General features: G+C 39.1%; 21 protein-coding genes. 4 read left to right on the top strand and 17 right to left on the bottom strand.

The features are described from left to right. Window positions 1-2 precede the first annotated feature (2 nt). The 7 genes from ACLCDV_RS06435 to ACLCDV_RS06405 form a co-directional block, all read right to left on the bottom strand. Complete coding sequence (locus ACLCDV_RS06435) at window positions 3-389, bottom strand: nuclear transport factor 2 family protein (protein WP_411973187.1); 387 nt, start codon at window positions 387-389, stop codon at window positions 3-5. A gap of 260 nt (window positions 390-649) precedes the next feature. Further along, window positions 650-1,888, bottom strand: a complete 1,239-nt coding sequence (locus tag ACLCDV_RS06430) for an McrC family protein (RefSeq protein WP_411973186.1) — start codon at window positions 1,886-1,888, stop codon at window positions 650-652. 1 nt (window position 1,889) lies between these two features. Beyond that, window positions 1,890-4,031, bottom strand: a complete 2,142-nt coding sequence (locus tag ACLCDV_RS06425; protein ID WP_411973185.1) for an McrB family protein — start codon at window positions 4,029-4,031, stop codon at window positions 1,890-1,892. Between the two features lie 219 nt (window positions 4,032-4,250). Then, window positions 4,251-4,421: a hypothetical protein gene (locus ACLCDV_RS06420; RefSeq protein ID WP_336827955.1), complete on the bottom strand. Its 171-nt coding sequence runs from the start codon at window positions 4,419-4,421 to the stop codon at window positions 4,251-4,253. 105 nt (window positions 4,422-4,526) lie between these two features. Beyond that, window positions 4,527-4,946 carry a hypothetical protein gene (locus tag ACLCDV_RS06415; RefSeq protein ID WP_336827954.1) on the bottom strand — a complete coding sequence of 140 codons (420 nt, stop codon included), beginning with the start codon at window positions 4,944-4,946 and terminating at the stop codon, window positions 4,527-4,529. A gap of 11 nt (window positions 4,947-4,957) precedes the next feature. Beyond that, window positions 4,958-6,007, bottom strand: a complete 1,050-nt coding sequence (locus ACLCDV_RS06410; RefSeq protein ID WP_336827952.1) for a type I restriction endonuclease — start codon at window positions 6,005-6,007, stop codon at window positions 4,958-4,960. 29 nt (window positions 6,008-6,036) lie between these two features. Continuing rightward, window positions 6,037-6,651, bottom strand: a complete 615-nt coding sequence (locus tag ACLCDV_RS06405; protein WP_336827951.1) for a PH domain-containing protein — start codon at window positions 6,649-6,651, stop codon at window positions 6,037-6,039. A 375-nt stretch (window positions 6,652-7,026) separates the two neighbouring features. On the opposite strand from ACLCDV_RS06405, the gene ACLCDV_RS06400 reads away from it, so the two are divergent. Both ACLCDV_RS06400 and ACLCDV_RS06395 read left to right on the top strand, forming a co-directional pair. Continuing rightward, window positions 7,027-7,596, top strand: a complete 570-nt coding sequence (locus ACLCDV_RS06400; RefSeq protein ID WP_336827950.1) for a thermonuclease family protein — start codon at window positions 7,027-7,029, stop codon at window positions 7,594-7,596. After that, window positions 7,593-7,910, top strand: coding sequence for a DUF6804 family protein (locus ACLCDV_RS06395; RefSeq protein WP_411973184.1), 318 nt, complete (start codon window positions 7,593-7,595; stop codon window positions 7,908-7,910). The genes ACLCDV_RS06400 and ACLCDV_RS06395 overlap by 4 nt, the downstream gene beginning before the upstream one ends. 32 nt (window positions 7,911-7,942) lie before the next feature. Here the strand turns inward: ACLCDV_RS06395 and ACLCDV_RS06390 are convergent, their stop codons facing one another. From ACLCDV_RS06390 to ACLCDV_RS06360, 7 genes are read right to left on the bottom strand one after another with little or no spacing between them, the layout of a single operon-like run. Next, window positions 7,943-8,632 (bottom strand): hypothetical protein, encoded by a 690-nt coding sequence (locus ACLCDV_RS06390; RefSeq protein ID WP_411973183.1) that lies wholly within the window; start codon window positions 8,630-8,632, stop codon window positions 7,943-7,945. Between the two features lie 3 nt (window positions 8,633-8,635). Further along, window positions 8,636-10,264 carry a hypothetical protein gene (locus ACLCDV_RS06385; RefSeq protein ID WP_411973182.1) on the bottom strand — a complete coding sequence of 543 codons (1,629 nt, stop codon included), beginning with the start codon at window positions 10,262-10,264 and terminating at the stop codon, window positions 8,636-8,638. Window positions 10,265-10,270: 6 nt separating this feature from the next. Next, entirely contained in the window at window positions 10,271-11,128 is an 858-nt protein-coding gene (locus ACLCDV_RS06380; protein WP_336827947.1) for a hypothetical protein, read from the bottom strand. Continuing rightward, entirely contained in the window at window positions 11,115-14,516 is a 3,402-nt protein-coding gene (locus tag ACLCDV_RS06375) for a hypothetical protein (RefSeq protein ID WP_411973181.1), read from the bottom strand. The genes ACLCDV_RS06380 and ACLCDV_RS06375 overlap by 14 nt, the downstream gene beginning before the upstream one ends. Window positions 14,517-14,521: 5 nt before the next feature. Further along, window positions 14,522-16,036: a hypothetical protein gene (locus ACLCDV_RS06370; RefSeq protein WP_411973180.1), complete on the bottom strand. Its 1,515-nt coding sequence runs from the start codon at window positions 16,034-16,036 to the stop codon at window positions 14,522-14,524. Window positions 16,037-16,038: 2 nt separating this feature from the next. Further along, entirely contained in the window at window positions 16,039-16,431 is a 393-nt protein-coding gene (locus ACLCDV_RS06365; protein WP_153846599.1) for a hypothetical protein, read from the bottom strand. Window positions 16,432-16,433: 2 nt separating this feature from the next. Next, complete coding sequence (locus ACLCDV_RS06360; RefSeq protein WP_411973179.1) at window positions 16,434-17,900, bottom strand: hypothetical protein; 1,467 nt, start codon at window positions 17,898-17,900, stop codon at window positions 16,434-16,436. Between the two features lie 210 nt (window positions 17,901-18,110). On the opposite strand from ACLCDV_RS06360, the gene ACLCDV_RS06355 reads away from it, so the two are divergent. Then, window positions 18,111-18,599, top strand: a complete 489-nt coding sequence (locus tag ACLCDV_RS06355; protein WP_411973178.1) for a tetratricopeptide repeat protein — start codon at window positions 18,111-18,113, stop codon at window positions 18,597-18,599. 240 nt (window positions 18,600-18,839) lie between these two features. On the opposite strand, the gene ACLCDV_RS06350 is transcribed toward ACLCDV_RS06355, so the two are convergent. The 3 genes from ACLCDV_RS06350 to ACLCDV_RS06340 all read right to left on the bottom strand — a co-directional run bounded on the left by ACLCDV_RS06350 (window position 18,840) and on the right by ACLCDV_RS06340 (window position 21,468). Beyond that, complete coding sequence (locus ACLCDV_RS06350; RefSeq protein WP_394676409.1) at window positions 18,840-19,505, bottom strand: response regulator; 666 nt, start codon at window positions 19,503-19,505, stop codon at window positions 18,840-18,842. Window positions 19,506-19,518: 13 nt separating this feature from the next. Beyond that, window positions 19,519-21,201 (bottom strand): tetratricopeptide repeat protein, encoded by a 1,683-nt coding sequence (locus ACLCDV_RS06345; RefSeq protein ID WP_411973177.1) that lies wholly within the window; start codon window positions 21,199-21,201, stop codon window positions 19,519-19,521. A 105-nt stretch (window positions 21,202-21,306) separates the two neighbouring features. Then, window positions 21,307-21,468, bottom strand: a complete 162-nt coding sequence (locus tag ACLCDV_RS06340; protein WP_411973176.1) for a hypothetical protein — start codon at window positions 21,466-21,468, stop codon at window positions 21,307-21,309. Between the two features lie 424 nt (window positions 21,469-21,892). On the opposite strand from ACLCDV_RS06340, the gene ACLCDV_RS06335 reads away from it, so the two are divergent. Then, complete coding sequence (locus ACLCDV_RS06335) at window positions 21,893-23,113, top strand: hypothetical protein (RefSeq protein ID WP_411973175.1); 1,221 nt, start codon at window positions 21,893-21,895, stop codon at window positions 23,111-23,113. Window positions 23,114-23,230 lie beyond the last annotated feature (117 nt).

Genomic DNA, 23,230 nt, shown 5'->3' with positions numbered 1-23,230 from the left:
TCTTATTTATACGAATTGATCGATTTAGATACTTTCCAGTCATTACCTTCACGTACAAGAGTCACTAGGTCTGTTTTGGTAAAGTTTTCAAACGTCAACGTCACTTTGGCTACCATATAATCCGCCGACTCCTCAAGGATTTCGGTGCTTACCGTACAGTTTAGCTTTTCACCTTTTTGTTTTTTCAAGGATTTAACAATAGCGTTACGGCTGTGACTCTGTGCATTGGAAGCTTGGATTTTTTGGTTGAAATCCTCGGAGAACAATTGTTCTACACCTGCAGATTCTCCTTCGGTAGTTACCGCGACATAGTGCTCTAAAGCGAAATCTGCTGTAGAAAGGTTAACGTTTGTTTTTGTTGCTTTTGCTCCTGGCCCTTCAGCTGCCATAGCGAATGTAGATACTGCGATTAGGGCTGCTGCTGCGAATGTTTTTACTAGCGTTTTTTATCGAAATTATTTGTTTTTTATTTGATGATAAAGCTATCATGAGTGCATTTTGAATACACTCATGATGGTTCATAATGTCTTTATTTTATAGTGTTAGTTCTGTTGTTCTTATTTGATGACTCAAGACTACAACACAATAGGCTCCTAGCCTACGGGCTTTAGACTAACGGACTGGAAAACTCGGTGAATGGCGGGAATAACTAGGTAAAATCAATCAGTCCAAGAATATCCTTTCCCAAATTCTTATTCAAACTCCCCCCCTCATCCAAAATAGACAACAGGCCAATCTGCGCAACATACGCCTTGCCATGATAGGTAGCGCAAAGTTCGTCCTTCTTTAAAGTTTCGGTATGTGGATAAAGCAACATACCACCTACCGCATCCCAATAGTCTGCATACACATAGATCTGACGCAGATCCTGTGAGGAAATCGTATCGTAGCTATAATTCTTCCACTTGGTATCAATAACAAACTGCTTACCACTAGTGCGATGTCTAAGCAGAATATCGGGGCGCAGGGTTTTGTCACGCCAAAACCGTTTGCTCTCCTGTCCCCATATCGTCCAGTCTTTCGAATAATTTAGCAGCTGCGTAAGCACATACTGCTCCCAGAGCTCATTCATATTAAAAAGCAGGGCCAGCATATTTTCTTGTCCTGCTTTGACATTGGGGGCGTAATTTAGGATAATCAATCTTGCTAATTCAATTGCAGTGCGATAAGATTCTGTCTTACGGCTATAGGAAAGTCGTTCGAAGAGTTGTTCATCCGCCCGGATCTCCCTGACCTCTGGAAAATTTAATTGGGCCGTCTTACAACGTCCATAACGGTAGGTTCCACGCGATAAGCGTGCGACAACTTCCAATCCCAGATGAAGAATCTGGTGGAACCGATGATCTGTCCCATAAACTTGATGGGTATTGTAAAAACGCTCTTGATGAATGAGATTACGTTGTAGATGCCCGACAAACTCGAGCTTCCCTTTGAGCGCTAGAGTATCTTTAGTTTCCTGATAATATTGTTTGACCAGTCCCCCGTGCAGCAGTTCTTCGACCTCGGTCAAAAACCAATCAAAGTATATATCCAACAGATGGATCTGCTGTTTATCTACAAAAGCCTCGCCGACCTCGGTAATTTTTAATCGATCGGTCTCGCGAAGCATCTCAATCAATACATCACGCCAGTTGACCGTCGTTGGTGTCCGCTGGATCTTGGGCAGGATTTCGATAACCAGATCGTCCACCTGAAGAATACCGACATAGCTCTTAAAGCGGATTCCCTGGTAGACCGGTGCAAAGTATTTGCCCTGGTGCAGCTCGTTGTATTTGAGCAGGACATTGAAATAAAGTTCTGCAAAACGCAAATTGTCTCCGGTTACAGTTGTATAAGACTGATTAAGATATAGCGTATCATGCTCATATACTTGAAGGACATACTGCATACTAGCCTATTATCTGGTTTACTACATCGATAATACGATCTTCGGAAACTTCTAGGATACGGATCTTTGGCTTCGACTGTGGCTTGCGGAGATTGAAGACATCAGGGAACAGATCGCCACCCATTGTTTCATTTTCAATCGCGACAAAGCCTGCCCCCAAAACCAACGCTATTTTCTCCTCATCACGATAGAAGTATTCTTTTAATAAAGGGATAATACAATTGTTGAACGTATGGACCAGATCTTTGGCCGACTTCACGTTCACCAAGTAGGAATGTCCGATCTGATGATCCTTGTCCAATAGCACCTTAATACGTTCGTTGATCCGTGTCAGGATGTGCTGGAGATTGATATTTTCGATAAGGATATCTGCCAGTAGTTCGGCTCGGGGCATCATCTCCACAAAGGCAAATCGGCGGCGTAGGGCGGTATCCAGTGCTTCAACGGAACGGTCGGCAGTATTCATGGTTCCCACGATATACAAATTGGATGGAACGGAAAACTTCTGTTTGCTATAGGGCAGGATAACTTCAAGTGCTTCGTCCCGGCCTGCGCGTTTGGATTCTTCGATCAGAGTAATCAATTCTCCAAAAATGGCGGACACATTTCCCCGATTGATCTCGTCGATAATTAAAACAACGGGCTTTGCCTTGAGCGTTGGATCGGCCATGGCCTTTTGGAACACACCTGAATTAAACTTGTTGACCAATTCGGTACTTGCCGGAATCTCATCGCTGGAATGCTGCTCTTCGGCAGTCTCTGCTAGTGACTTGAGGTGATCATGTTCGTATTGTTTGATCCCGCCAAATATGGCATAGAATTCTGTCGTCCGCGGTACTACGCCAACGACTTCCCTGACCTCGGCCAGTGATTTTATCTCGGAGATATCTGCATAGCGGTCATAGAGCTTCTGCAAATTTTCTTTTGTCAAAGGTGCTGGTGCACGACTGCCTGAGGATTTTTTGGATAGTGCATGGATTGAACCATTTCGATTGATCTTGACAATACTGGTTTCCTTACCGCTCAGGCTTTTATAGGTCGGCCGCTCGCCATTATCTAGGCTTTCCTGTGCATAGTCAATAAAGCTCGTATATAGATCATCAAAGGTGTAAAGCCGCTTTTGCTGACTATTATCCTGGGCCGCCTGATATTTGTGATATGCCGCATGGGCACAGGCGATTTTAAAAAGCCCGCTTTCCACTTCATAGATAAGCTGCTTGCTGCCATCCTCGGATTCGTCAAAACGGGGTTTTATCCCTTCGACAAAATCCTCATAGCTCATACTTTGATGAAAAGTGGTAAACAGGATCTGTCCGCGGTCTACATATTGCTGAAAGCGCGCTTTGAGTGTTGCCCGGTCTTCTTGCGCAAGTTCTTCATCTTGCTTACCTTCTATAATGGACAATGCATAATTGATACTATTGTAGGTTTTCCCTGTACCTGGGGGGCCGTACAAAATCTGATTGAGTGGCATAGTGGTGGAATTTATTGCTTTTTCAGTGTCAACCGATGTTTCCGCAGCTGCGATTTCCTTAACGATATTGCGATGCTTTTCGATGCGTTGATTTAGCCTATTAATCAGACTGACAAATTCCTGTGGTGTAACGCGATGGGCTGTAAACCGTTGCATAGATTGCTTGACGCTCAAAATTCCTTGGTCTACGATGGCGATTATATCGAACAACTGGGCATCGATATCCTGACACATATCTTCGAGGGAAGCATAGTTTTCTTTTAAACCTGCAATACGAACCGTATACATTTTGGCATTTTCATTGATCTTACGCGCCAGTTTATACTTTTCGACCAAAGGGTTTTTGATGGTCTTGATCAGTTCAAGTACGGCTCGGTTTTGATCGTCTTTGGGATCTTGGGTCTGCGTAAATTCAAAATAGTATGCGTATGCAGACTCGCCCAATACAAAAATTAAGCTGATGGCATCGCCCGAAGAACCGGGAAAATTGACCGGGATGGACCAAAAGGTGGTTGCAAAATAGCCCGAACGTTTGGTCCCGATAAAATAGTCGGTCTCGGAATCTCTGGTGGCACTTTGCCTTACTGTAAACGTAAAATTGGTATCTGCCTGATGTTTGGCCATGAGCCAATCAAAAACACCCTTCTCGTATGCTTCGTAACTTAACATATTTAATACTGGCTTGCTATTTCGATATTGCTACCATGCTGAATAATAATGGTAATTAAAGTGACCGCTGTAAACACAGCGCTTGGGATTGAACACTTGTCCGTGGGATAAAGATACAATTAATACCCATTTTGTTTCTTAATCATAAACAGTAAACTGGCATTAATGTATTTCTTACCGTTTTAAATGGTAGACCACTGACGTGGTCTACCAAAAACACTAAGCGTAACGGATCAATTCCCACGTTACACCTTTCCCATCGTAAGGTGGCATCGTATTGCCTTTTGCGATAGGCGCAGTCGTTGAAGGCGTTCCGACAACCTTCCATACGCCAGATTCGGGGCAAGTATGTCCTGTACTCACCTTTGTTCCAATTGGACTTTTTGACATAATATATGATTTATTTGTACCTAACAAACATAGTTATGTCTGATTTTTAAATCTTATGGGAAACCGTATAGCTAAAATATACTTTCAATATATTTATAACTGTTTTTACCTCCTTCTTCCCGAGCTTCGGGTATGAGGCCTCACATAGGTACCGTTTTTTCGATAGTAGCCTTTGACATGAACACTTCCACCACTTGATGTCGATGAACTCGGTGTAAAGCGACTTGATCCAGATGAATAGGAACTGCCATTTACAACTGCCTTCGAAGAGTCAGAAACCGGTACATAAGAATAGGCCAAATGAGCTGTCCAACCTTTATATTTTTTCCATTTTATCTTTGAGTAATTACGTGGACCATCGGTATAAGAGATCTTTGTTCCTTTTGGGATGACGGTATAGATTGTACTTGTGGTATCTTTCTTATGGTAGATCGGTGTATCTTCTTTGAGATACACCGAGTAATAATTTGTTGTACAGGAAGCAAATAGAAATAATAGCGAAAATAGACAATAGAATCTTATCATAACACACCTGATTAATAGTTAATGACGGTTTCCACGATCTGCTCTGAATATTTGTAGATATCATCCAATGAATCTAGATCATATTTAGCCTCCTTTTTGTCTTTGTCAAACAATCCGATGCGTAAGCGATTGGGCGTAAAATAGAATCGACAGATCGGTTTGCGATTGTTATCATCTAGTAAGATGCCGCAGTAGGACTGATTATCACGCATAAATACACGTCCCACTTCGATATCCTTCCGTAAGATGGATTTAATGATCAAGTACCCCTCGATCTCTTCCTCGGTAGTAACAACCAAGGCATCGGGTTCTGTCGGTGCAATTGCAGCATTCTTTTCTTCGACTTCAGTTTCCTTTTTGAGCGCACTTTTAAGTCGCTCTGCAATCTGATCATTGACAATCTGTGTAAACACGCGCTTTACCAATGGCGTAAACTGTTCCAAAACCTTTGCTGTAACAACACTCGGATAGGCTTGCTTCGCAAAAAAACGAACGAAATCATCACTCGGATTCTGCATTTCTGCCATCGCTAAAATCGTCAGCTCATTAAAGTATTTTAATTCGCTCGCAACGCTGGAAATGCTTTCAAGATCAAATTCTGTCTTATGGAATTTGCGCAATTCGGATACCTCATTGTCTTTGATGTCCATAATCTTGAACTCGAAAAATGGTTTCTCGTCCATCTTATTCGGTGTAACCAGATCGGTGTAAAACCGGTATTCTACGCCGTTTGTCAGCAAACCAAATTTAGCTTCTGTGGTATGGAAATAACGGAATAATTGTGAATTGTGTGGATCAAGCCCGTCCGCATAATGTTTGCATTCGATTAAGATAACAGGTTTGTCTTCACGCAATATCGCATAATCAACTTTCTCTCCTTTTTTGATACCAATATCGGCTATAAATTCTGGCTGCACTTCGAAGGGATCAAATACGTCATATCCCAATATTTTCAAAAATGGCATTACTAAGGATGTCTTTGTAGCCTCTTCTGTTTTGATCTGTGGTAAAAGTCGGTCAACGCGCTTGGCAAATTGACGAATCTCATCTTTAAAATCCATGATTATATTTGTCTTTTTATTATTTTTCGCTACATTCTGGCTAATACCTGGTCTTTTTTAACATCATACTCTTCCTGACTGATCAATGAAGCATCGACCATGCGTTTCAATTTGGAGAGTGTCTCCATTGGATCTTCTATTGGTGTTTGAGAAACCGGGGAACTTACAGGTTGACTAACTGGAGTATTGATAACTATACCGCCCCCGGCTAACGCTCGCTTATCTTCAAGATCACGTTGTCTACGTTCATCCTTCTTCATTTCTTCCATTTCCTGGGCAAAACGATAAAGTTTGCGCGCCTGAGCCTTAGGAATATTTTCCATCTTATCCATCCGACCATTGATTGTCTTGATCGTAATATCAGCAGCAAATACACCTTCACGGAGATGTACATCTGCTACCTGTATCCAGGAGTAATCTGCAAATTCTAGCGTAAAACCAAAAGACTTTGGACGTATCAAGATGATACGACGGTCGGTAAGTACGATGCAATCCGGGGAAAAATTTATGCCAATGGTTTTCTTCTGGACAGCAATATATTTGATTTCTTCGTTGGCCGTACAAAACTCCCGTACTTTAGGCAATACTTTTTCAATGACTTTAGGGTCCTGTTCTTCTGAAACTAATTCTTGTAATGAAATCATGATAAATAGGTTAAAAATATCTTTTCGAAAAACTTACCCTACTTTTCCTGAGAAGTGTATTGCTTTCCGATTCTTCAAAAGTAGCTACTCACTCTGAGGGCTTTTTACGGGAAACCATAAATCCAGGAAAATGTAAATCCTAATTTTGAGCCATATAATTCATCCTATTATTCACCTTTAAATAATTAAAACATGTATGATCCATGCGCATGGTGCAACAAAGAAATTAAGTCTGGAAAAGAAAAAAAGAGTTATAAAGGAAAGGTTTCGCTATGAAGGTACTTACGTTTATGTTCGGCAAATCTTATTGCTCTGAAAGATGCCGCAATTCGGCAGAAAAAAGAAAAGGAAAAAGAAGGTAAATAAAAACGTCCTATGAAAAGTACTTATCGAAAATGGAGCTTTGTAGTCTGCTCTCTTCTCCTGATATCAACTCCCCTGGTCGGCTGCCATTCAAAATCAGAAGATTACAAACAGAAAATGTTAGGGTTCTCATCCAGTGGAATCACGGACAATAAAAGTCTCCCAGATGACATATACCGTGTCACAAAGGTATCTGACGGGGATACTTTTTGGTGCAAAAACGACAGGGAGCAACGAATCAAAATACGGCTCATCGGAATAGATGCACCGGAGCCCCGCAATTACTTTCGCAAAAAAGAGCAGGCTTTCGGAAAAGAAGCATCCCGGTACGCCACAGATCTACTGTTGCATAAAACCATCAGACTGGAATTTGATGTAGATTCGCTCGACCAATATGGAAGAACCTTGGCTTATGCCTATCTAATAGATGGTACTTTTATCAATGAAAAAATCGTCAAAGATGGCTATGCCATCCTGATGACGATTGCTCCTAATGTAAAATATGAACAGCGCTTTCAGGAGGCTCAACATTATGCGCGGGAAAAAGGTCTGGGACTCTGGTCTAAAAATATCACTGAATGAATCTGAAATCACTAAAAATTGCCTTGATCTGCGGCCTCATATTGGCCCTCTTACCCTTACCATATGGTTACTTTACCATTCTTCGCATATTTGGTTGCTTGGTTTTTATCCTACAGCTTATCAATATCCCCAAAACCAAGCGACATTCCCGAAACAGTGAATTTATAATCTGCATCATACTGATTATTTTGTTTCAACCGATCCTTCGGTTACCATTGGGAAGATTAATCTGGAACATCGTTGATGTCGCTACGGCAATATGGCTATTGCTCAACTTAAATCGACGGACGAGAAAGAGTAAAAAAATAGCTTAAGTGTTTACTTAAGCTATTTTTTTTGAAAGTTTTTAGAGGTTTCGATTAGATATTTTTGGTACGATCTGAATAATAAAGCGTTGGTTATTATCCTCATTAGCTTGATCCCGCCCCACTCCGCCCCAGCCATTTCCGGACAACTGGAGATCAATCAATTCACCGTAAGCTTGCTCCTCAAAATCTATTCCCTGGGCTTTCCAGAATTTAGACAGTGCATAGGCCCGATTATAGCTCAGCTCATACTCTTTTTTCCGTCCCAGAGGCGAGGTATCCGCATTGTACAATTTGGAGGCGTAACCGGAAATTATAACAAGGTAAGATACCTTCTCTCCATCGACACGGTTCTGCGCCTTCGCGGATCTGACGACCGCATCAAGTACTTCCTTAAGCTTTTTACCGGCATCAATGACTTTCGCGCGGGTGACCGCGTAGTTTTCCAAATTGCCCTCCTGAATCTCGAAAGCAGAGGGCTTGAATTTAACTTCAAAATTGAGCAGGAATCGCTTGTACTTATCCTCATACCGAAATGAACTGTTATTTTTCAACGGCATTAGTGAATCCTCGACTTCTTTGTATACCTGTAACTGTTCATCCTGGGCAATAATTGTATTGCGGTTGTTTACATAAGTTACAACAAATAGAACCAGTACAATAAAAAACAGACTCGTCATCAGATCGGAAAAACTGACCCAGAAAATATTGTTTCCTTCTTTTTTTGCCATGACCTATTTTTTTCCGAAAATGCGTTTAAAAATACTCTCGTTGCTTTTCTCGACTTCTTCTTTCAATTTACTGAGCACATTCGATATGGTATTCAACTTGTTTATCTCATCCCGCCGGTCCGTTGCTTCCGAAACTTTAGCATTAACTTCTTTCAGCGTTTTTTCGATTGTACTGATCTGTTCCTTATTGATCTTTACTTCTGCTCCAAGTTTGCTGACGGTATTGATATGATTGATCTGTTCTGACCGCATGTCCGATTGATGCTTATCAAAACCAGATTTGATTGCTTGCAAGACAGTCAGATTTTCAAGCAGGTCCAATTTATCGAACTTGGTCACGTTTTCAGTATAGGCCTTTTCCAGGAGATCATGCTGCTCAGTAATCAGATTGGTCAGTCCTTCCCGTTTCATGATCACATGATTTTCAAAAACCTTGAGTGTCTCGTCCAGGTTATCGTCCACACGGAGGATCATCTCTTTATATCTTGAAGACATATCGTCCAGACTTGAAAACTGTTGTTTCAGGAATGAGATAATCGCGTTAGTATCATCTACCCGGGCATCGATCTTGTGTGCAATACTATCAAAATTATTTGCGCGGTCAAGTAACTTCGCTATACTATCGCTCAGTACACGTGTTTCTGAAAGCCTGCTATTGAGACTTTCCATAAAAACGTTAAACTTGTCAAAACTATTGGTTGCTTTTTCAAGACGCAGCAATACATTAGCGTTCATCTTAACGAAATCATTGGCATTCAATTGTTCTAGCCGACCCAAAACTGTATCCTGAACTTTTAAGGTATCATAATTCTTCTGAAACAGATGGTTCAGGGTATTGATATTAGCTGTAAATTCCAGGTTGAATGAGTTCATGGTATTAGTCAATTTGGTGATGGATGAACCAAAGTCCTGGCTTACTACGGGTAGCAAATCCGTCTGTACGAAATTGTAAAATTCATTTTTATTCTGCTCCACTGCCCGCTTTGCTTTCTTAAAAGAATTTAATCCGATAAACGAAGTAATAAATAATCCCAGAAAACTGGAAACCATGGCAATACACACTGCCAAAAGGAAATCATTCAGGTCAAGCTGTTTGACCAAATCTGAAGTCGCTGAATTATCCGTGTTCCAAAGCTTAATCAACATGGCAAATAGTCCAAAAATAATCCCGACGATGGTTGCCATAAGCCCCAGATAAAGGGGCTTATTGATAGTTTCCTTAATCTCATCTTCTTCCACATTCACATTACGTTCGACGAGATCTTTAACAATATTAAAATCGGCTATACCACCATTGTTTTTTAGTAAATAGATATTCAGTGACTCAATAATGCGGTCAAAGTAGGTCCCCGACTTATCCCTTGGATTGATGAGTGTAACCTTTACCGAACCTTTTTGGGGTATCGAATCGGTACGTTCATCGGTTTTTATTGTTTCGAAAATTTCGGCGACCCGGCCTTCTTGTAAAAGTGTCTTGGAAACCGTGATGCTTTGGGTATTAAAATAATCTTTGTATGGAATAAAACGACCAAATTGAACGATGGCAGCTCGAAGCTGAATCCCTGTCTTAACTTGCTGCGAAATAAAATAACCAACAACCGCTAATTCTAAAATAATATGTATCCAGTCCATCTGTTATTAACTATATCTGATCTTTATTTTTTCTACTACTTGCAGCTTGTCTTCCACAAGTTGGAGTTTACCGAGTTTAGATTCCTGTGTAAAGGATTTTGCTCCAGGAAAATAATTATTCAGGGATTCACAGAAGCCATCTATATAACTGTTTCGATATTGGATTGCAGTTGTTATCGCATCCAAATTAGACTCATCCAAACGGAAATAGTATTCATTTTCCCGTTTTGAAATAATATAAGGCGTATGTCTACTCTTTTTGCTTATCGGAAGCAGTTCTTGAAAGGCACCCGCTGTCATACAATTTGAAACAAATTCTTGTTGCTGAGGGATCGAAAGTGTTATCGGTTCCGATAGGGTATCCTGATCTTGCGGAACGACTGCTTCCAAAACCAGATCAGCAGATTGGATTTCATCAGCATTACGTTTATCCAGAGAGTTTATCTGCATAGATTTTGTTTGGTTTGCATCGACCTTTTTATTCAATTCCTCTAGCTTTCGCGTCAGTTCATTAAGCTGATTTTTCAATTTTTCGTCCGCCACTTCGTTATATCGAGGTAAACTCGAGGATACCTGGGGTCTTAGCTGCATCTGGTTTTCGCTATTTTGTAAATTTACAATTACGTCAATCCTTCTATTTAATCTAGAAATTGCCTTGTTCTTGCCTATTCCCTGAAAGATTAACATCATCAAAATAACAAATACTGTTATTAACAATACGATCACGATCCACTGTAGAGTCGAGTCGGATACAAATGTTGTTCGCCCCTGTGCACCGGCCTGTTGGGCAATGACCATACATGGCGCCATAATCAATGGAAATCCTAGTATGATTAAACTTTTATATATTTTACCAGTTTTCATCTTCTTGTAATTTATTTAACATTTCACCAAGCATGCCTCTCACTATATAGAAAGACAAATTGTCCGATACGATATCTGTGGCTGAAACTTGCTTTGTACGCTGCGCTAAACCTGCTTCTAAGAATTCTATTGCGACCTTCTTGTCTAACAGGATGCTTTCGAATTTCCGTTTAAGATCATAATCGATACCGAAATCATTTTTATAATTAATTCCCGGTAGCTGAAAGAATAAAGACACAAATTCTGAATATGCTTGATATACACTTTCATTGAACTGGCTTCCCAAATCCTCATAGGTCAATCGATTATCATTCGAAATTATAGTTTGCTCTTTGTCTCCTAGATAGCTCCTAAACTTTTCATCCAAACTATTGATAGAAAGTCCTGCAAGCACCTCTTCTCCTTCTTCGAGAACATTTATTGCTCCTTTAGAAGTAAGTTCTTTGGGACTATCTGGGACGAGTACTTTCACTCTCATTTTTTCAGAAGAATCTTGCAATCCGTATACTGCATTAATAATTGCCGTCGCATAGATCACGATGCTTTCTTTTGAACTTGATTTATCAATAATAGACAGGAACTTCGATCCTGTACCCGAAAAAGTCAAGTAGCTAGGCGCAGATATGCCTGCAATTTTCATAGCAGTAACACTGTTATAAATTATTGTCGCAAGATAAAACAGGAATACAGCTCGTTCATTGGCATGCATCGCCAAGAAAGCATTGAAGCTTTTATTATTTACATTTTGCAGCTCTTTCTTTTTATCGAGAGAAAAATAATAAGCGATGATATCATCAATCTTTCCACTCTGTTCAATTGTCTCCCCTATTTCTTTCAAATTATGATAGCTATTGACATTTGATAATCCCGTAAAAAACTTCGACCCAAGTCTATAAAACCCATTGGATCTTAGATCAGTAGTATAGCCTGCAGAATAAAGGTAATTAGCCCCAAATAGGACGGATGAAATAGTAATAACTTTACGATTCTGATAAACAACGCTATCAATAGTTCCTCCTCCTATATCTAACGATAGGATGGTATTTGAAGTTCCCAAAATCTTACCTGTACTTGCGATGGAATAGAATGGAGCAATAGATTCCGAAAGCTTAATGCACTCTATCCCTGGACCAAAATGCTGTTCGGCAAGCTCCTCCATTAAGCCAGCCATCAAATTGATTTTATACTGTCCGTAACTTAATGGATATGTCCAGGTAAATCTGGTTTTAGAGATATCTCCCCGCTCTACGAGTACCTTGGTTTTACACATGATGATAAGTTGTTCCAAAAAAGAACGCATTCTAGCTTCACCTTCTATATCCTCAATTCCATTTACCCATTTTAAATTAGTGATAGCCTTTACATTATTGAGGCTCGGCATACTAGTTTTTTCATAAGTAAAACCGATGTTATAATCCAGAATTGTCTGGAAATTGGTCGGATCAAAATTATTATAGTCTAATATTACGGTGCGTATCGGAAAATTGTAATTCGACTCGCTCGAAATATTTTCAACAATGAATTCAATATCCTTGTGATTTTGGATCTCATGTAAACTACTAATGCTGGTGTCAAGTTTATTAAATGATGTTGCGAAACCGTTCTTATCTGATGGGAGATTTAAAGGCGAAGGGGCACTATTATTAACTGAATACTCTACATGTGTATTCGATGTTCCAAAGTCAAGTGCAAAGGTGTACGCCCCTCCTGTATGACGTTCATTCCGCCATAGCGGTATAAGATAATTAGCATTATCACTATCTTCTTCCTTGAAAGAAATGGCATTAAAGTCCTTTTTACATCTGAAATAGTAGGTATTATAAAATGATCCATTACGACTATCACGCTTTGCTTTCATACTTCGAAAATCGGCCTGTCTCCCATCAAAAGCAAGTTGAAAGGAATGACTATAATCATTCAACCCCTCATCAACCACCTGCATGTAGTAATTGGGATTAACATTTGCTCTTTGAATTGGAAATAGTTGAAAATACTTAGCACAAGGTATAATCTTCCCTTTTTGAGGATTGGTATCAGTTTCCTCATATTTCTTCTCCAATTCCACCACATGTCGACCTCCGTCAATGGGGATTCGAAGTTTAACATTGACTGTGCTCTTCTTTTTAATGATCTCAATCATTTTCTTTCCTGAATAGCTACGTTTGATCAAGTCCTCTTCCGTAAAATAGGTAAAGAAAGTACTTTTCAAAGGTAACAGATAACCAATCTCCTGATGATCGGATTCATTTATGAAGTTTCCATCAAAGAAAACATCTTTATTAATCTCATAAGGTGTTTCATAAATCTCCGGTTCCAGAAAATCATCGACAGTCAAATAAGGATATTTGACATCTTTTCCCGGCAGGATCCGCACATCCAAAATTTGATCTACAGGATGCTGAACTTTGGTATTGACATCCCATTTGACGCCCTGATACAAATAATCCAGCATCCCTAAATTCCCGTTCGTCGCGAGTACCATGGGAGGAAGTCCCGACACTGTTTTAGAAGCATGGATTAAAAACTGTGATTCTCGACCGATACGCTCCTGAATGTTTTTTACACTTTTGGTCCGAAACGGTACATTAAATACTTCAACTACATAATCATTTCCATCAATCGTCGTCTTATTTTCCAAAAATTGAACATCCAGCGCATTTATTGCAGTCATAAAAGTCTTATCCTGTTCCATCTTCTCCTTGACATTACGTTTGACGTAATCGTAAAACGTTGGCATATATCTGCTCAACGACAAATTTTCTTTGAAAAGAGCCATCAAATAGAAAATAAAATCTTCATCTCTATTCTTGAGCGATGCTGGTTCAGTGAATAGTTTACGGTCATGCAAAGTAACCTGTGCGAAACTCAGATCATTAGCAGATGTGAACACCATTGTCTTAGGCGATGTCGCACCGATAATCTTATGATTGAAGTAAAAAATATAGATGCGATGCAGCTGATTGAAATTGAATGCTTCATCATCTTGCTTAAGAAATAGGTCCAAAGTACGGCCAAGTAATTGGTGACGGGAATAGCTGGAATCAGTTAATTTAGCCAAATCACGCTGTTTGTCCCACACCTTAATTGTCAACTCTCCGTTGATGGAATCCTTATTATAAAGTAGTTCAAGCAAATCAAGGCAGTCGCTGACCAATTTATGGTTATTCGTATAGCCATCAAGCCTATTATTTGCATCGTTAAAGTAACGAAAAGCAGTATTAAATAAATCTAGACGAGCAAACGGCGAAGGTATCGAAGTAGGCAATATCGAACTTTGATCTCCATCGGGACTAATGATCTTTTCGATAATAACACTGCTGTAGTCGGTGCTGCGAGATTGCCAATGCGTCATTGGCGTATCGTCAAAAAGTCTAAAAACTTTTGCCATGTTGATTAGAATAAATATTTGGTTATAATTTCTGCAGTCGCATCATGCGATTGAACCATCAGTTTGTTTTCTACGGTAGGGTATTTTTTCTTACGATGTTCATTTAACGCCGCAGTCATCAGGTCATAGCTTTTCTCCTTGAATAATTTGAATATGCTACTCCGCTGGGCAAAACCAGAAACAAGCTGCATTAAATCTGCATTTTGAGGGGTCACTCCGACAATAGCGCCCTGATTGTCGATTAACTCGGCGATGTTATAAGGTGAAAAGCTGATCTTATTGCGTTTCATCTCTCCAAGCCAGATACGGTATTGATCTAAGAAGCGCAACAACCTTCCATAAAATACCGAGCTCAAAAAGTTCTGGTCAATAACTGGTGCAGTCTCTTTGGCAAAAGGAGCGCTCAATTTATCTTTTAGTTCACTCTCCAGATAAAGAGAGAAAAATAGGAGCTGTGTCAAATTGAGCTGTATCTGATTTTGGGTTTCATGGGAAAGATCCTTAAACGTAATCACCGGATTTGACGCCGAGAGATCGTTGACACCAAATTCCTTGTATTTAGGATTCTGGGCATTCGCCTCATGTGTGCTTAAAGAACCATCATTTGCAAAGTCTACGATCGCTAAAGCAGCGGCAAGCTCGACAAAATGACTATCATTTTTTTGTCCTGTACCACCGACAACATTTTTGTACACATTGTTATTATCATCGGCGATATAATATAGGGCGTTGATATCTTTGCTCTCACTAATATTTTTGTGATAGTAGTGCAGCGCCGCTTTGGTCTTAGAATAAAACGTCGAACTTTGAATGTTATCAGTATTGTCCCCATCCAGCTTAAAATAAGGCATAACCGTAATAGCACCAACGACCGCATTACGGAGATGATCATAATGCTTCCCATTGACCAGCCCATGGCGGATATTTTTTAATATCAAAGGGAATCCAGCGGCTCCCGTTCCCCCAAATATGGAAGATATAATAAAAATTCGGTCGTTATTACTGAAACTATTTGCAAAGAGGTTGAACTCTTCCGATTCGGTAAATTTATTGAGCACAACAGATCCGATATTCGGATTACCCTGAAAACCGACTTCTAAATCAAGATTCAAGTTGGATTCGGAGAAAAGTACATCAACGAGAGCTTGATTACTACCACCATCTTCCAATAAATTATAGTCGATAAAATCTTTGAACTTTCCGCCATTAAGCCCTTCAATTCCCAAACGAAATTCATTAAATAATGCATTTGCACCCACAGCACCTATCACCTCGCCCAAAGATTCAATTTTATTCTTAAAAAACACCTTTTCATTATTAGGTGCTACAGCTTTATGAATACTCCGGTACTCATTGAGCAAATGTTCGGTTTTAGCGACATCAGCCGCAGAAGAATCTGGATCTAAGATGATCGGGACAACTTCGTATCCTGTTGAAACTCCAGAAGCCAATAACATGGTCAATGACTTGACTACACGGGACCCCGTCCCGCCAATAGCAAATACGTATAATTTTGGCATAACTAAAATGGTGTCCTAGAAAGGTTTTTAGATAGTTTTCTGAGAAATAATGAGAGGATAAAGAATACGAATAAGGTAAGCACAAAACTTCCAATCGCTACCCCAAAATAGGCTTCACTGGAGAAAACAAGATTATCCCGCTCCATGATTGACTTAGAGTCATTATACAAGTATCCCGCACTTACAAATGATGCGACCGTAAGGAGAATAAACCACAGTCCAATTTTAGCGAAGCGAGGTCTATCCAATAAAAAATAAAAGACCAGTGAAAATATCGCCGCGCTTATTATGGCTATAATGGCATACTTTTGATAGAGGAACCTATCAAACATTTCTAGAGAGAAGTCTGTCTCGTAATAAAACTTCTCATAAAATAGGGCAAATAAATCGTTCATGATTACTTAATTGCTAGATTATATTTAATTTGAAATAATATGTCTTGATTGTTGTTATGCGTTTTGTAAGCCTCAGTGACTCCGTGAATTAGATTTCGCAATCCAAAAGTCTGTTGTGTGGTTTGGCTGATAGCTGAATCGTCTGTATTGGAAGAGCTTTCCACCCAGGAGGGTATGGTATTTTTATAAGCAATAGTCAGTTCATCAGGAAATTTCTTTTGATTGACTTTTACTGTGATCAGGTGGGTGAATTCATTGTCTTTAATACGCTGCCAATCGTTTTGGTGGATTAAAGTAGACTGGTTATTGACTGGAATTTCTTGGACATTGACCAATGTCGCCCCTGGACTTAAGACATAATTGCGATTTTCAAGGATAGACTTTCTATCAGGGAAAGAACTCATATCTGCGGCAATGCTGTATTGAAATACACCATTCGCAAATTGAATATCCTTGATATCCTTAGGCTCCTGAGAGCGATATACTGCTCGTCCAATTCTATTTGTACCTGATAGATACTGAGTGGAGGGCTCCGTGCCATGATTCCCTTTTAGGAAATAGCTATTTTGATAGCCTTTCATGTCAGTAAATCGAACTTTGCTGAGAAGATTCTGAACGCTATTGTCAGCTCCTATGATCCAGATATAATAAGGACGCTCGGCCTGCTGCAATTTGGTCTTTTGATTATTATAGTCGTAATATGTGCCATTAAAACCGGAGGTAAACTGAAGGATGCACGTTGAAAGATCCGATTGTTTCAAACGTTGCATAAATGCACTTTTGGTCATATTTTCCTCTAAAATTAATCCTTGTTGTGTAGATCGTCCTTTTCCTAAAGAATAAATACAATCGGAGACGAAAATGGATACATCATTATCCTTTGTCTCCGACAACACCTTTTCAAAACATTGATTTAATTCGGATACAAATTGATTTCCCACTTTAAAAGGAGGTTTACCTGGCTCAAGTGAACTAAAGAATGTGTTGACATCCGTTACTTCGGTTGGATATATTTCTGAGTTGATAAAATTGAACTTGATGTTATTCTTATCATAATGATAATTTAAGCCTATCAGAATATCCGACAAGACAGATTCGAAATTGGAAACACCATTGACATAACCATCCATACTTGCTGAATTTTCTAAATAAATGGCGAAAGTGGGTGCTGTTTTGACTTCTCCACATTGATCAATATTTAGTTTAGCTTTATTCGCATTTTTGCGCATATAGTTTTGGATCGCTATTTTATCAGCTTGACCATTCTTGATTAATTTTTTAAAAGAGCGGTCTTCTTTATTCTGCTGAACATACATTGTTAATTGCTCCAAATCTTGGCAATCCAGCGTACCATCCGCACTTAGTTCTTCCAACTTTTCAATCAATTTTGATTTTGGGGCACAGCTGTAAAAGAGGAGACCCAATGAAAGAGCCAGCGATGCCATTATTCCGTATTTGCTTATATTCATATTAGATTAATTTTATACGATCAGTCTACGTTGACAGCAAATCTAGCGGATGCTTACGGGTTAATTCTACGGTTTCCCGTAAAGACACCTCATGAGGTACATCAGATAAAAAAATCTTTAAAACTTAAGGTAATCGAGATAAGAAGGAGAGAATTTCTTGAAAATTTTGATACCTTTAAAAAAATAAAAACCAACAATATATTCATCGGTATGAGCGCAAATGTTCCTATTGTTCGGCAAGTATCCCAGTCTGCTATACTAATCATCATCTTGGTATGGGCTGTTTTTATAGCATTTTTTACTATTCTATTCCAAAAACATGGAATTTTCATAGGTGTGGTTTTATTTTCTGGGTTATTTATTTTGTTGCAACAGCTTATTCCCTCAAGCCATAACAAAGGAATGAAGGCTATCAAACAGAAGGATTTCAAAGCGGCTTTAGAACATTTTGAGCTGAGTCTTGATTTTTTTACTAGAAACGCATGGGTAGACAAGTATCGTGCAGTGACGATGTTGAGTGCGTCAAAAATGTGTTATCGGGAAATGGCGCTCTGTAATATTGCATTCTGCTATGTGCAGGCCGGGCAAGCCGAAAAAGCAAAAGCGCTCTACGAAGAAATTCTGAAACAATATCCTAACAATGGAATCGCTTACTATGCACTAAACTCAATAAATACCTTTTCAAATCCGGCTGATTAAAAGTATTGCATTCAGATAGGCCGCTTATAAGCCTAGCCTTCACATATAATCATGAAACAAATAAAGGCTATCCTACGATAGCCTTTTCTCATCATCTTATTGGTTAAAATATGGCATTAAATATCTTGAATGCAGTAGATATCGTTTTCAGCAAATATTCCTACCTCGTTATTTATCTTGCTTTCACAAAGGTAGCACGATACCCCCAAGAGTCTTTACGGAAAACCGTAATGGAAAAAGTTATATCAGCTCAGCATCTCTACAGTGTGCAATTAGCTGGGCATTGTTGGTGAAACCATAAGATTCTTTCATCAGATTAAGGCGCTTCTCGATTGTGCTCAGGCTGGAAGCTTTAGCACCTAACTGTTTGAGTATTTCAGGCATCTGATATTGTGGAATACCTTGATATAATAAATTAACGATCTGTAAGTCAAGCTGGGAGAATTCAAATGCATTTAGATCTTGGACAGCTTTCTTATTATCTGCAGATTGATATGTTCTACCTTGATACACCATCTGGAGGGCTTCCTTTAGATGCTCTCTTCCGCGGCGTGCCTTCAAAACATAACCATCAATTTGTTTTTCTTTGAACATTTCATGGACTACTGTCGTGATCTCTTGCACGGTCATTACAACAACTTTAATATCCTGCTGAATAGATTTAACTGCTTTAATCAGCGAAAGTCCATCCTGAATCTCCTGATCAGAACCATCATCCTTAAAATTAATATCGGTAATAAGTAGGTCATATGGTTCTCCGGCACGGATAGCATTCTTGATCCAAGCGAGGGCATGATCACAATAATAAACATATTCGGGATCAACTACTCCCAAGTCACGCAGTGTTACTTGTACTGCAAAATTTTCTGTATCGTGGTCTTCGGCAATAAGTACTTTTTTAAACATACAACAATCATCTTTATATTAATGGGATATTGACAGTAATGCTGAGCCCTTCTCCCGGTTCACTGACAAAGATAATTCCGCCACCTAGACTTTCAATACGGGAAACCGTATTCGCCATACCTTTTCCCTGAGGTCTTTCTGCTGGTAGGCCAACACCATTATCTTTATAAAAAATTTTAAGCTGTTGGTCTGATTTTTCAATGCGCACGACGACCCGCTCGGCCCTACTATGCTTCTTCATATTGACCATCAGTTCCTGTAGTACATATTTTATTTCTTCTTTAATGCGCTTACTAACATCAACCCATTGTTCGGCGTCAATTCCAACGATCGATATACGACGATCGCTTGTACCATAGGGTTTAAGCAATGTAGAAATTTGCTCATTATATGGAACTTCAACGGTAGATCGTTGCTCGACATTATGTGAGATGTCCCGCGATTGGTTGTAAATAATTTCTAATTTATCAAGAAGCACTTCACGATCTAGATCATCTCGATATTCAACTTCCGTCATCACATGATAAATATCGTTTGCTACAACATCATGTACCTTCTTCGAAAGATGAAGTTGCGTTTCTTTAACCTTGTTCTCGGCTTCGAGTTCAAGACGCTGCTTGCGTCGTTTGTACCAGAGGGTTCCCCCACCAACAGCCAACAGCAGTAAAAAGATACTTGCTCCAGTAATGGCTCGTTGTCTGACAAGACGGTTTTGCTTTTCGGAATTTTCTTTTTCTAGCCGCAGGTTATCGGCCTTGTTTTTTTCGACTTCATAGCGGATAAGGGCGAATTGGTTTTTGGCAGCGGCGCGGGCATCTTGAATACTATCGTTAAGATACTTAAATCGTGTAAAATAATGCTTCGATTGTTCAGAAGGACTTAGCAGAACTAATCTATATAATGCTCTAATTTCGTCATTCGCATTGTGCAATTTTTTCGTAACATCGTATTGTTTCTGAGCATAATATAAAGCTGAATCAGGTTTATCCCGAGTGTAATAATCCGTTAGATGTGCTAGACTCGCATTCTGTCCCCAAAGATCACCGCTCCTTTGCCGAATCTTCAACGATGTCAAATATTCGGGGGCCGCAACATATGAACTATCCTTCAGCCATTTAGCCTTTGCAAAATTGGATATCACTCGCGCATATTCGTTTGGATTATTTTTGGTCTGCTTAAGTAAAGTATGATACAATTTAAAAGCCTCTTCATAACGATGAAGGTATTGATATGTCAATGCCAAATTATTTTTTATAGCTATTATTGTAGCTGTATCTGTTGAAAACTCTAATGCTTTTTCATAAAATCCGATTGCTTTTTGATATTCCTTCAAATTATAAGTAGCAGTAGCCAAACTATTGTAATTTGCCCCCAAATAAATATGATGGTTTAGATTATTTTCATTAAGATAGTCCATAGCCGTCAAAGAAGATTCTTGTGCGCCAAAATTATCGCCTTGATCTTTCTCAACAATTGCCATTACAATGAAGCAATTGGCTACATTTAAGCTATCATTTACTTCAACAAATACATCTTTGGCCTTATTAAAATAAAAAAAAGCGCTATCATATATTCCCTTGTCAAGAAAATTATATGCTTCGTCATAATAAGGATTTTTAAATACCGAACGTTCTTTAGCTTCCTTTTTGGAACAAGAAAGAAAAAGAATAAGAAGAAATATATGTAAAGGTCTCAAGATGGCTTCTTTTTCCCGAATTTACTGAAATTAGAAGGTAAATCAAAGAATTGGCAATAAAAGAGAAGACAGTTTATACTGTCTTCTCACTATTACAAACTTAAATTAAGATTTTGGTGGACGAGGTGGGATCGGTGTACTGGTTTCCCCTCCATCGCCATCATTACCGTCGTCATTAGTAGTTTGTACTGTTGGCTGCTGCGGATTTGGTTGAGAATTCGACGGTTGACCGATTCCGAACAAAAGGTATAATAATAAGCTGAACATAACTCAAAAAATTTAAAAGTCAAAAACCTGGTAGGCCCCGTGCACCATGCACGGGATTGCTACAAATGTTTTCAGAAGGCCTTCTGAATTTTTTGGGAAGTAAGAGTGTCAATCGCGGGAGGCAGAAGCTGCTTCCCAAACCGGCTAAAGACTACCGCGAGATCTTCTCATTGTGAAATCAGATTAGTATCTTAGTTTATATTTTAATCGATCTATCATCTGACTTCGAGAACAAAGTTATAGCCGTTAAAACCCTTTTTATCAAACGCTTCCAATGCTTCACAACATTTCATGATATTTCATGATGTTTCAAAAACTCTGGAAGGTCTTCCAAATTTTTCCAAACGGTCGAGATGATTTATAGCGCTATCAAGCGTACGGTTTCCCGTATTTTCATTATTGAATAGATATTAATTTTGGAATCATGTTTGAGAATTTTCAAAAAGCTGTAAGAGACAGCTACCTAGATTTAAAGAAAAACAGACAGCTTGATTTCTCCCGCGAATGGCCTTCAGCAGGGGACCTTAAGAATTGGTGTATTCAATGTTTTGAGAAGGGACTCTCTGAAGCGGATGAAGTTGTATTCACTGATTATTTCAGAGAAAAAAATGAAAAGAAATTACAAAAGCAGCTTGGTAAGTCACTAAGGGAAATAATTAAAGATTCGGATACCGATAAATTCAGGGCTTTAAGAAATTTTATCATTGGAGATACAAAACGCAGCCCAGACAGAGACGTCGTGAAATTTCTCGCTGTACTAATTAATTTTCAACCGCGACCCTACGACTTTAATTATGGGAACGAAGCCCAAACAGATGGTGCAGCACCAGTTGATGATGCGGTCATTCACGATAATACTTTCCCACCTTCTAACCAAGACAACGAAGATGAATTAGTTTACGACAAAAATTCGGACCACTTAGGAGTTGACGTCAATGATATAAATGAGCTAGCCTCTGACATACCACTCGATCATTCGCAAGGACCTCTATGTCCTGAAGACACTTGTAGCGTGAGTATTTTTGAACATATACCCGATATCATTCCGACAAAATCGGAAGATCAAATCGAAGACATTATTGATTCAAGTGAGAGTAAAAATGAAAACAGTGGAAATTCAGAAACAGAAGAAATTCGACCTGTAAGTGATATAATTAATACGGATGAGATAATTTTAGATAACAGCAATAAAGGAAATGCGAGTCAACAAAATGATCCACGATCATTTTTCTATAAAAATAAACTTGTATTGAGGTTTTCTGCTGTGGCACTTTTGGTATTGGCAATATTAACTATCGTGCATTTTCTGACGCCTGAAGATTGCATGTGCTGGAATGGAGAAAAATATATTGAGGTAGATTGTCAGAGTAAGACACAGCCCTATCAAGTGATAGGCTTAGATAAAAACAAACTCGAGGGATTTGTGAAAATAACGAGACCAGATACCCTAGGTTCCAAGGATGTAGGAAGAGTATGGTATTCAAAAATCAATCATGAGGTGGAATTTTTTACTGGACCGGGTTATCATCCCACGGAATTCGGACGTTCCCTAAAAGCGGCTACCATACGAATTTTAAATAGCTATGCGGGAGCAAACGCCAAAGGTGATCAAAACAAGAAATATGGAATTATGCAAAAACAATAACCGTTATTTAATTCCAAATTTCCAAACGTAAAAAAGCCTCATCTTACGATGTGGCCTTAATAAACATATGATTCACTAGTGGTTTGTCTTTTATTACTGGCAAACCACCAGTTATTG

The organism is Sphingobacterium sp. Lzh-3 (assembly GCF_046764375.1).
In the GTDB taxonomy this organism is placed as follows: Bacteria; Bacteroidota; Bacteroidia; order Sphingobacteriales; family Sphingobacteriaceae; genus Sphingobacterium.
Note: the sequence above shows the minus strand (reverse complement) of the source record. Positions and strands in the feature narration are given on the sequence as shown.

What these genes read in the sequence shown, in the direction of transcription:
- ACLCDV_RS06370 (WP_411973180.1), bottom strand. Translation starts at nt 16,036, where the DNA reads ATGCCAAAATTATACGTATTTGCTATTGGCGGGACGGGGTCCCGTGTA.
- ACLCDV_RS06435 (WP_411973187.1), bottom strand. Translation starts at nt 389, where the DNA reads ATGGCAGCTGAAGGGCCAGGAGCAAAAGCAACAAAAACAAACGTTAAC.
- ACLCDV_RS06355 (WP_411973178.1), top strand. Translation starts at nt 18,111, where the DNA reads ATGAGCGCAAATGTTCCTATTGTTCGGCAAGTATCCCAGTCTGCTATA.
- ACLCDV_RS06415 (WP_336827954.1), bottom strand. Translation starts at nt 4,946, where the DNA reads ATGATAAGATTCTATTGTCTATTTTCGCTATTATTTCTATTTGCTTCC.
- ACLCDV_RS06420 (WP_336827955.1), bottom strand. Translation starts at nt 4,421, where the DNA reads ATGTCAAAAAGTCCAATTGGAACAAAGGTGAGTACAGGACATACTTGC.
- ACLCDV_RS06350 (WP_394676409.1), bottom strand. Translation starts at nt 19,505, where the DNA reads ATGTTTAAAAAAGTACTTATTGCCGAAGACCACGATACAGAAAATTTT.
- ACLCDV_RS06430 (WP_411973186.1), bottom strand. Translation starts at nt 1,888, where the DNA reads ATGCAGTATGTCCTTCAAGTATATGAGCATGATACGCTATATCTTAAT.
- ACLCDV_RS06395 (WP_411973184.1), top strand. Translation starts at nt 7,593, where the DNA reads ATGAATCTGAAATCACTAAAAATTGCCTTGATCTGCGGCCTCATATTG.
- ACLCDV_RS06340 (WP_411973176.1), bottom strand. Translation starts at nt 21,468, where the DNA reads ATGTTCAGCTTATTATTATACCTTTTGTTCGGAATCGGTCAACCGTCG.
- ACLCDV_RS06400 (WP_336827950.1), top strand. Translation starts at nt 7,027, where the DNA reads ATGAAAAGTACTTATCGAAAATGGAGCTTTGTAGTCTGCTCTCTTCTC.
- ACLCDV_RS06390 (WP_411973183.1), bottom strand. Translation starts at nt 8,632, where the DNA reads ATGGCAAAAAAAGAAGGAAACAATATTTTCTGGGTCAGTTTTTCCGAT.
- ACLCDV_RS06375 (WP_411973181.1), bottom strand. Translation starts at nt 14,516, where the DNA reads ATGGCAAAAGTTTTTAGACTTTTTGACGATACGCCAATGACGCATTGG.
- ACLCDV_RS06405 (WP_336827951.1), bottom strand. Translation starts at nt 6,651, where the DNA reads ATGATTTCATTACAAGAATTAGTTTCAGAAGAACAGGACCCTAAAGTC.
- ACLCDV_RS06335 (WP_411973175.1), top strand. Translation starts at nt 21,893, where the DNA reads ATGTTTGAGAATTTTCAAAAAGCTGTAAGAGACAGCTACCTAGATTTA.
- ACLCDV_RS06410 (WP_336827952.1), bottom strand. Translation starts at nt 6,007, where the DNA reads ATGGATTTTAAAGATGAGATTCGTCAATTTGCCAAGCGCGTTGACCGA.
- ACLCDV_RS06360 (WP_411973179.1), bottom strand. Translation starts at nt 17,900, where the DNA reads ATGAATATAAGCAAATACGGAATAATGGCATCGCTGGCTCTTTCATTG.
- ACLCDV_RS06385 (WP_411973182.1), bottom strand. Translation starts at nt 10,264, where the DNA reads ATGGACTGGATACATATTATTTTAGAATTAGCGGTTGTTGGTTATTTT.
- ACLCDV_RS06380 (WP_336827947.1), bottom strand. Translation starts at nt 11,128, where the DNA reads ATGAAAACTGGTAAAATATATAAAAGTTTAATCATACTAGGATTTCCA.
- ACLCDV_RS06365 (WP_153846599.1), bottom strand. Translation starts at nt 16,431, where the DNA reads ATGAACGATTTATTTGCCCTATTTTATGAGAAGTTTTATTACGAGACA.
- ACLCDV_RS06425 (WP_411973185.1), bottom strand. Translation starts at nt 4,031, where the DNA reads ATGTTAAGTTACGAAGCATACGAGAAGGGTGTTTTTGATTGGCTCATG.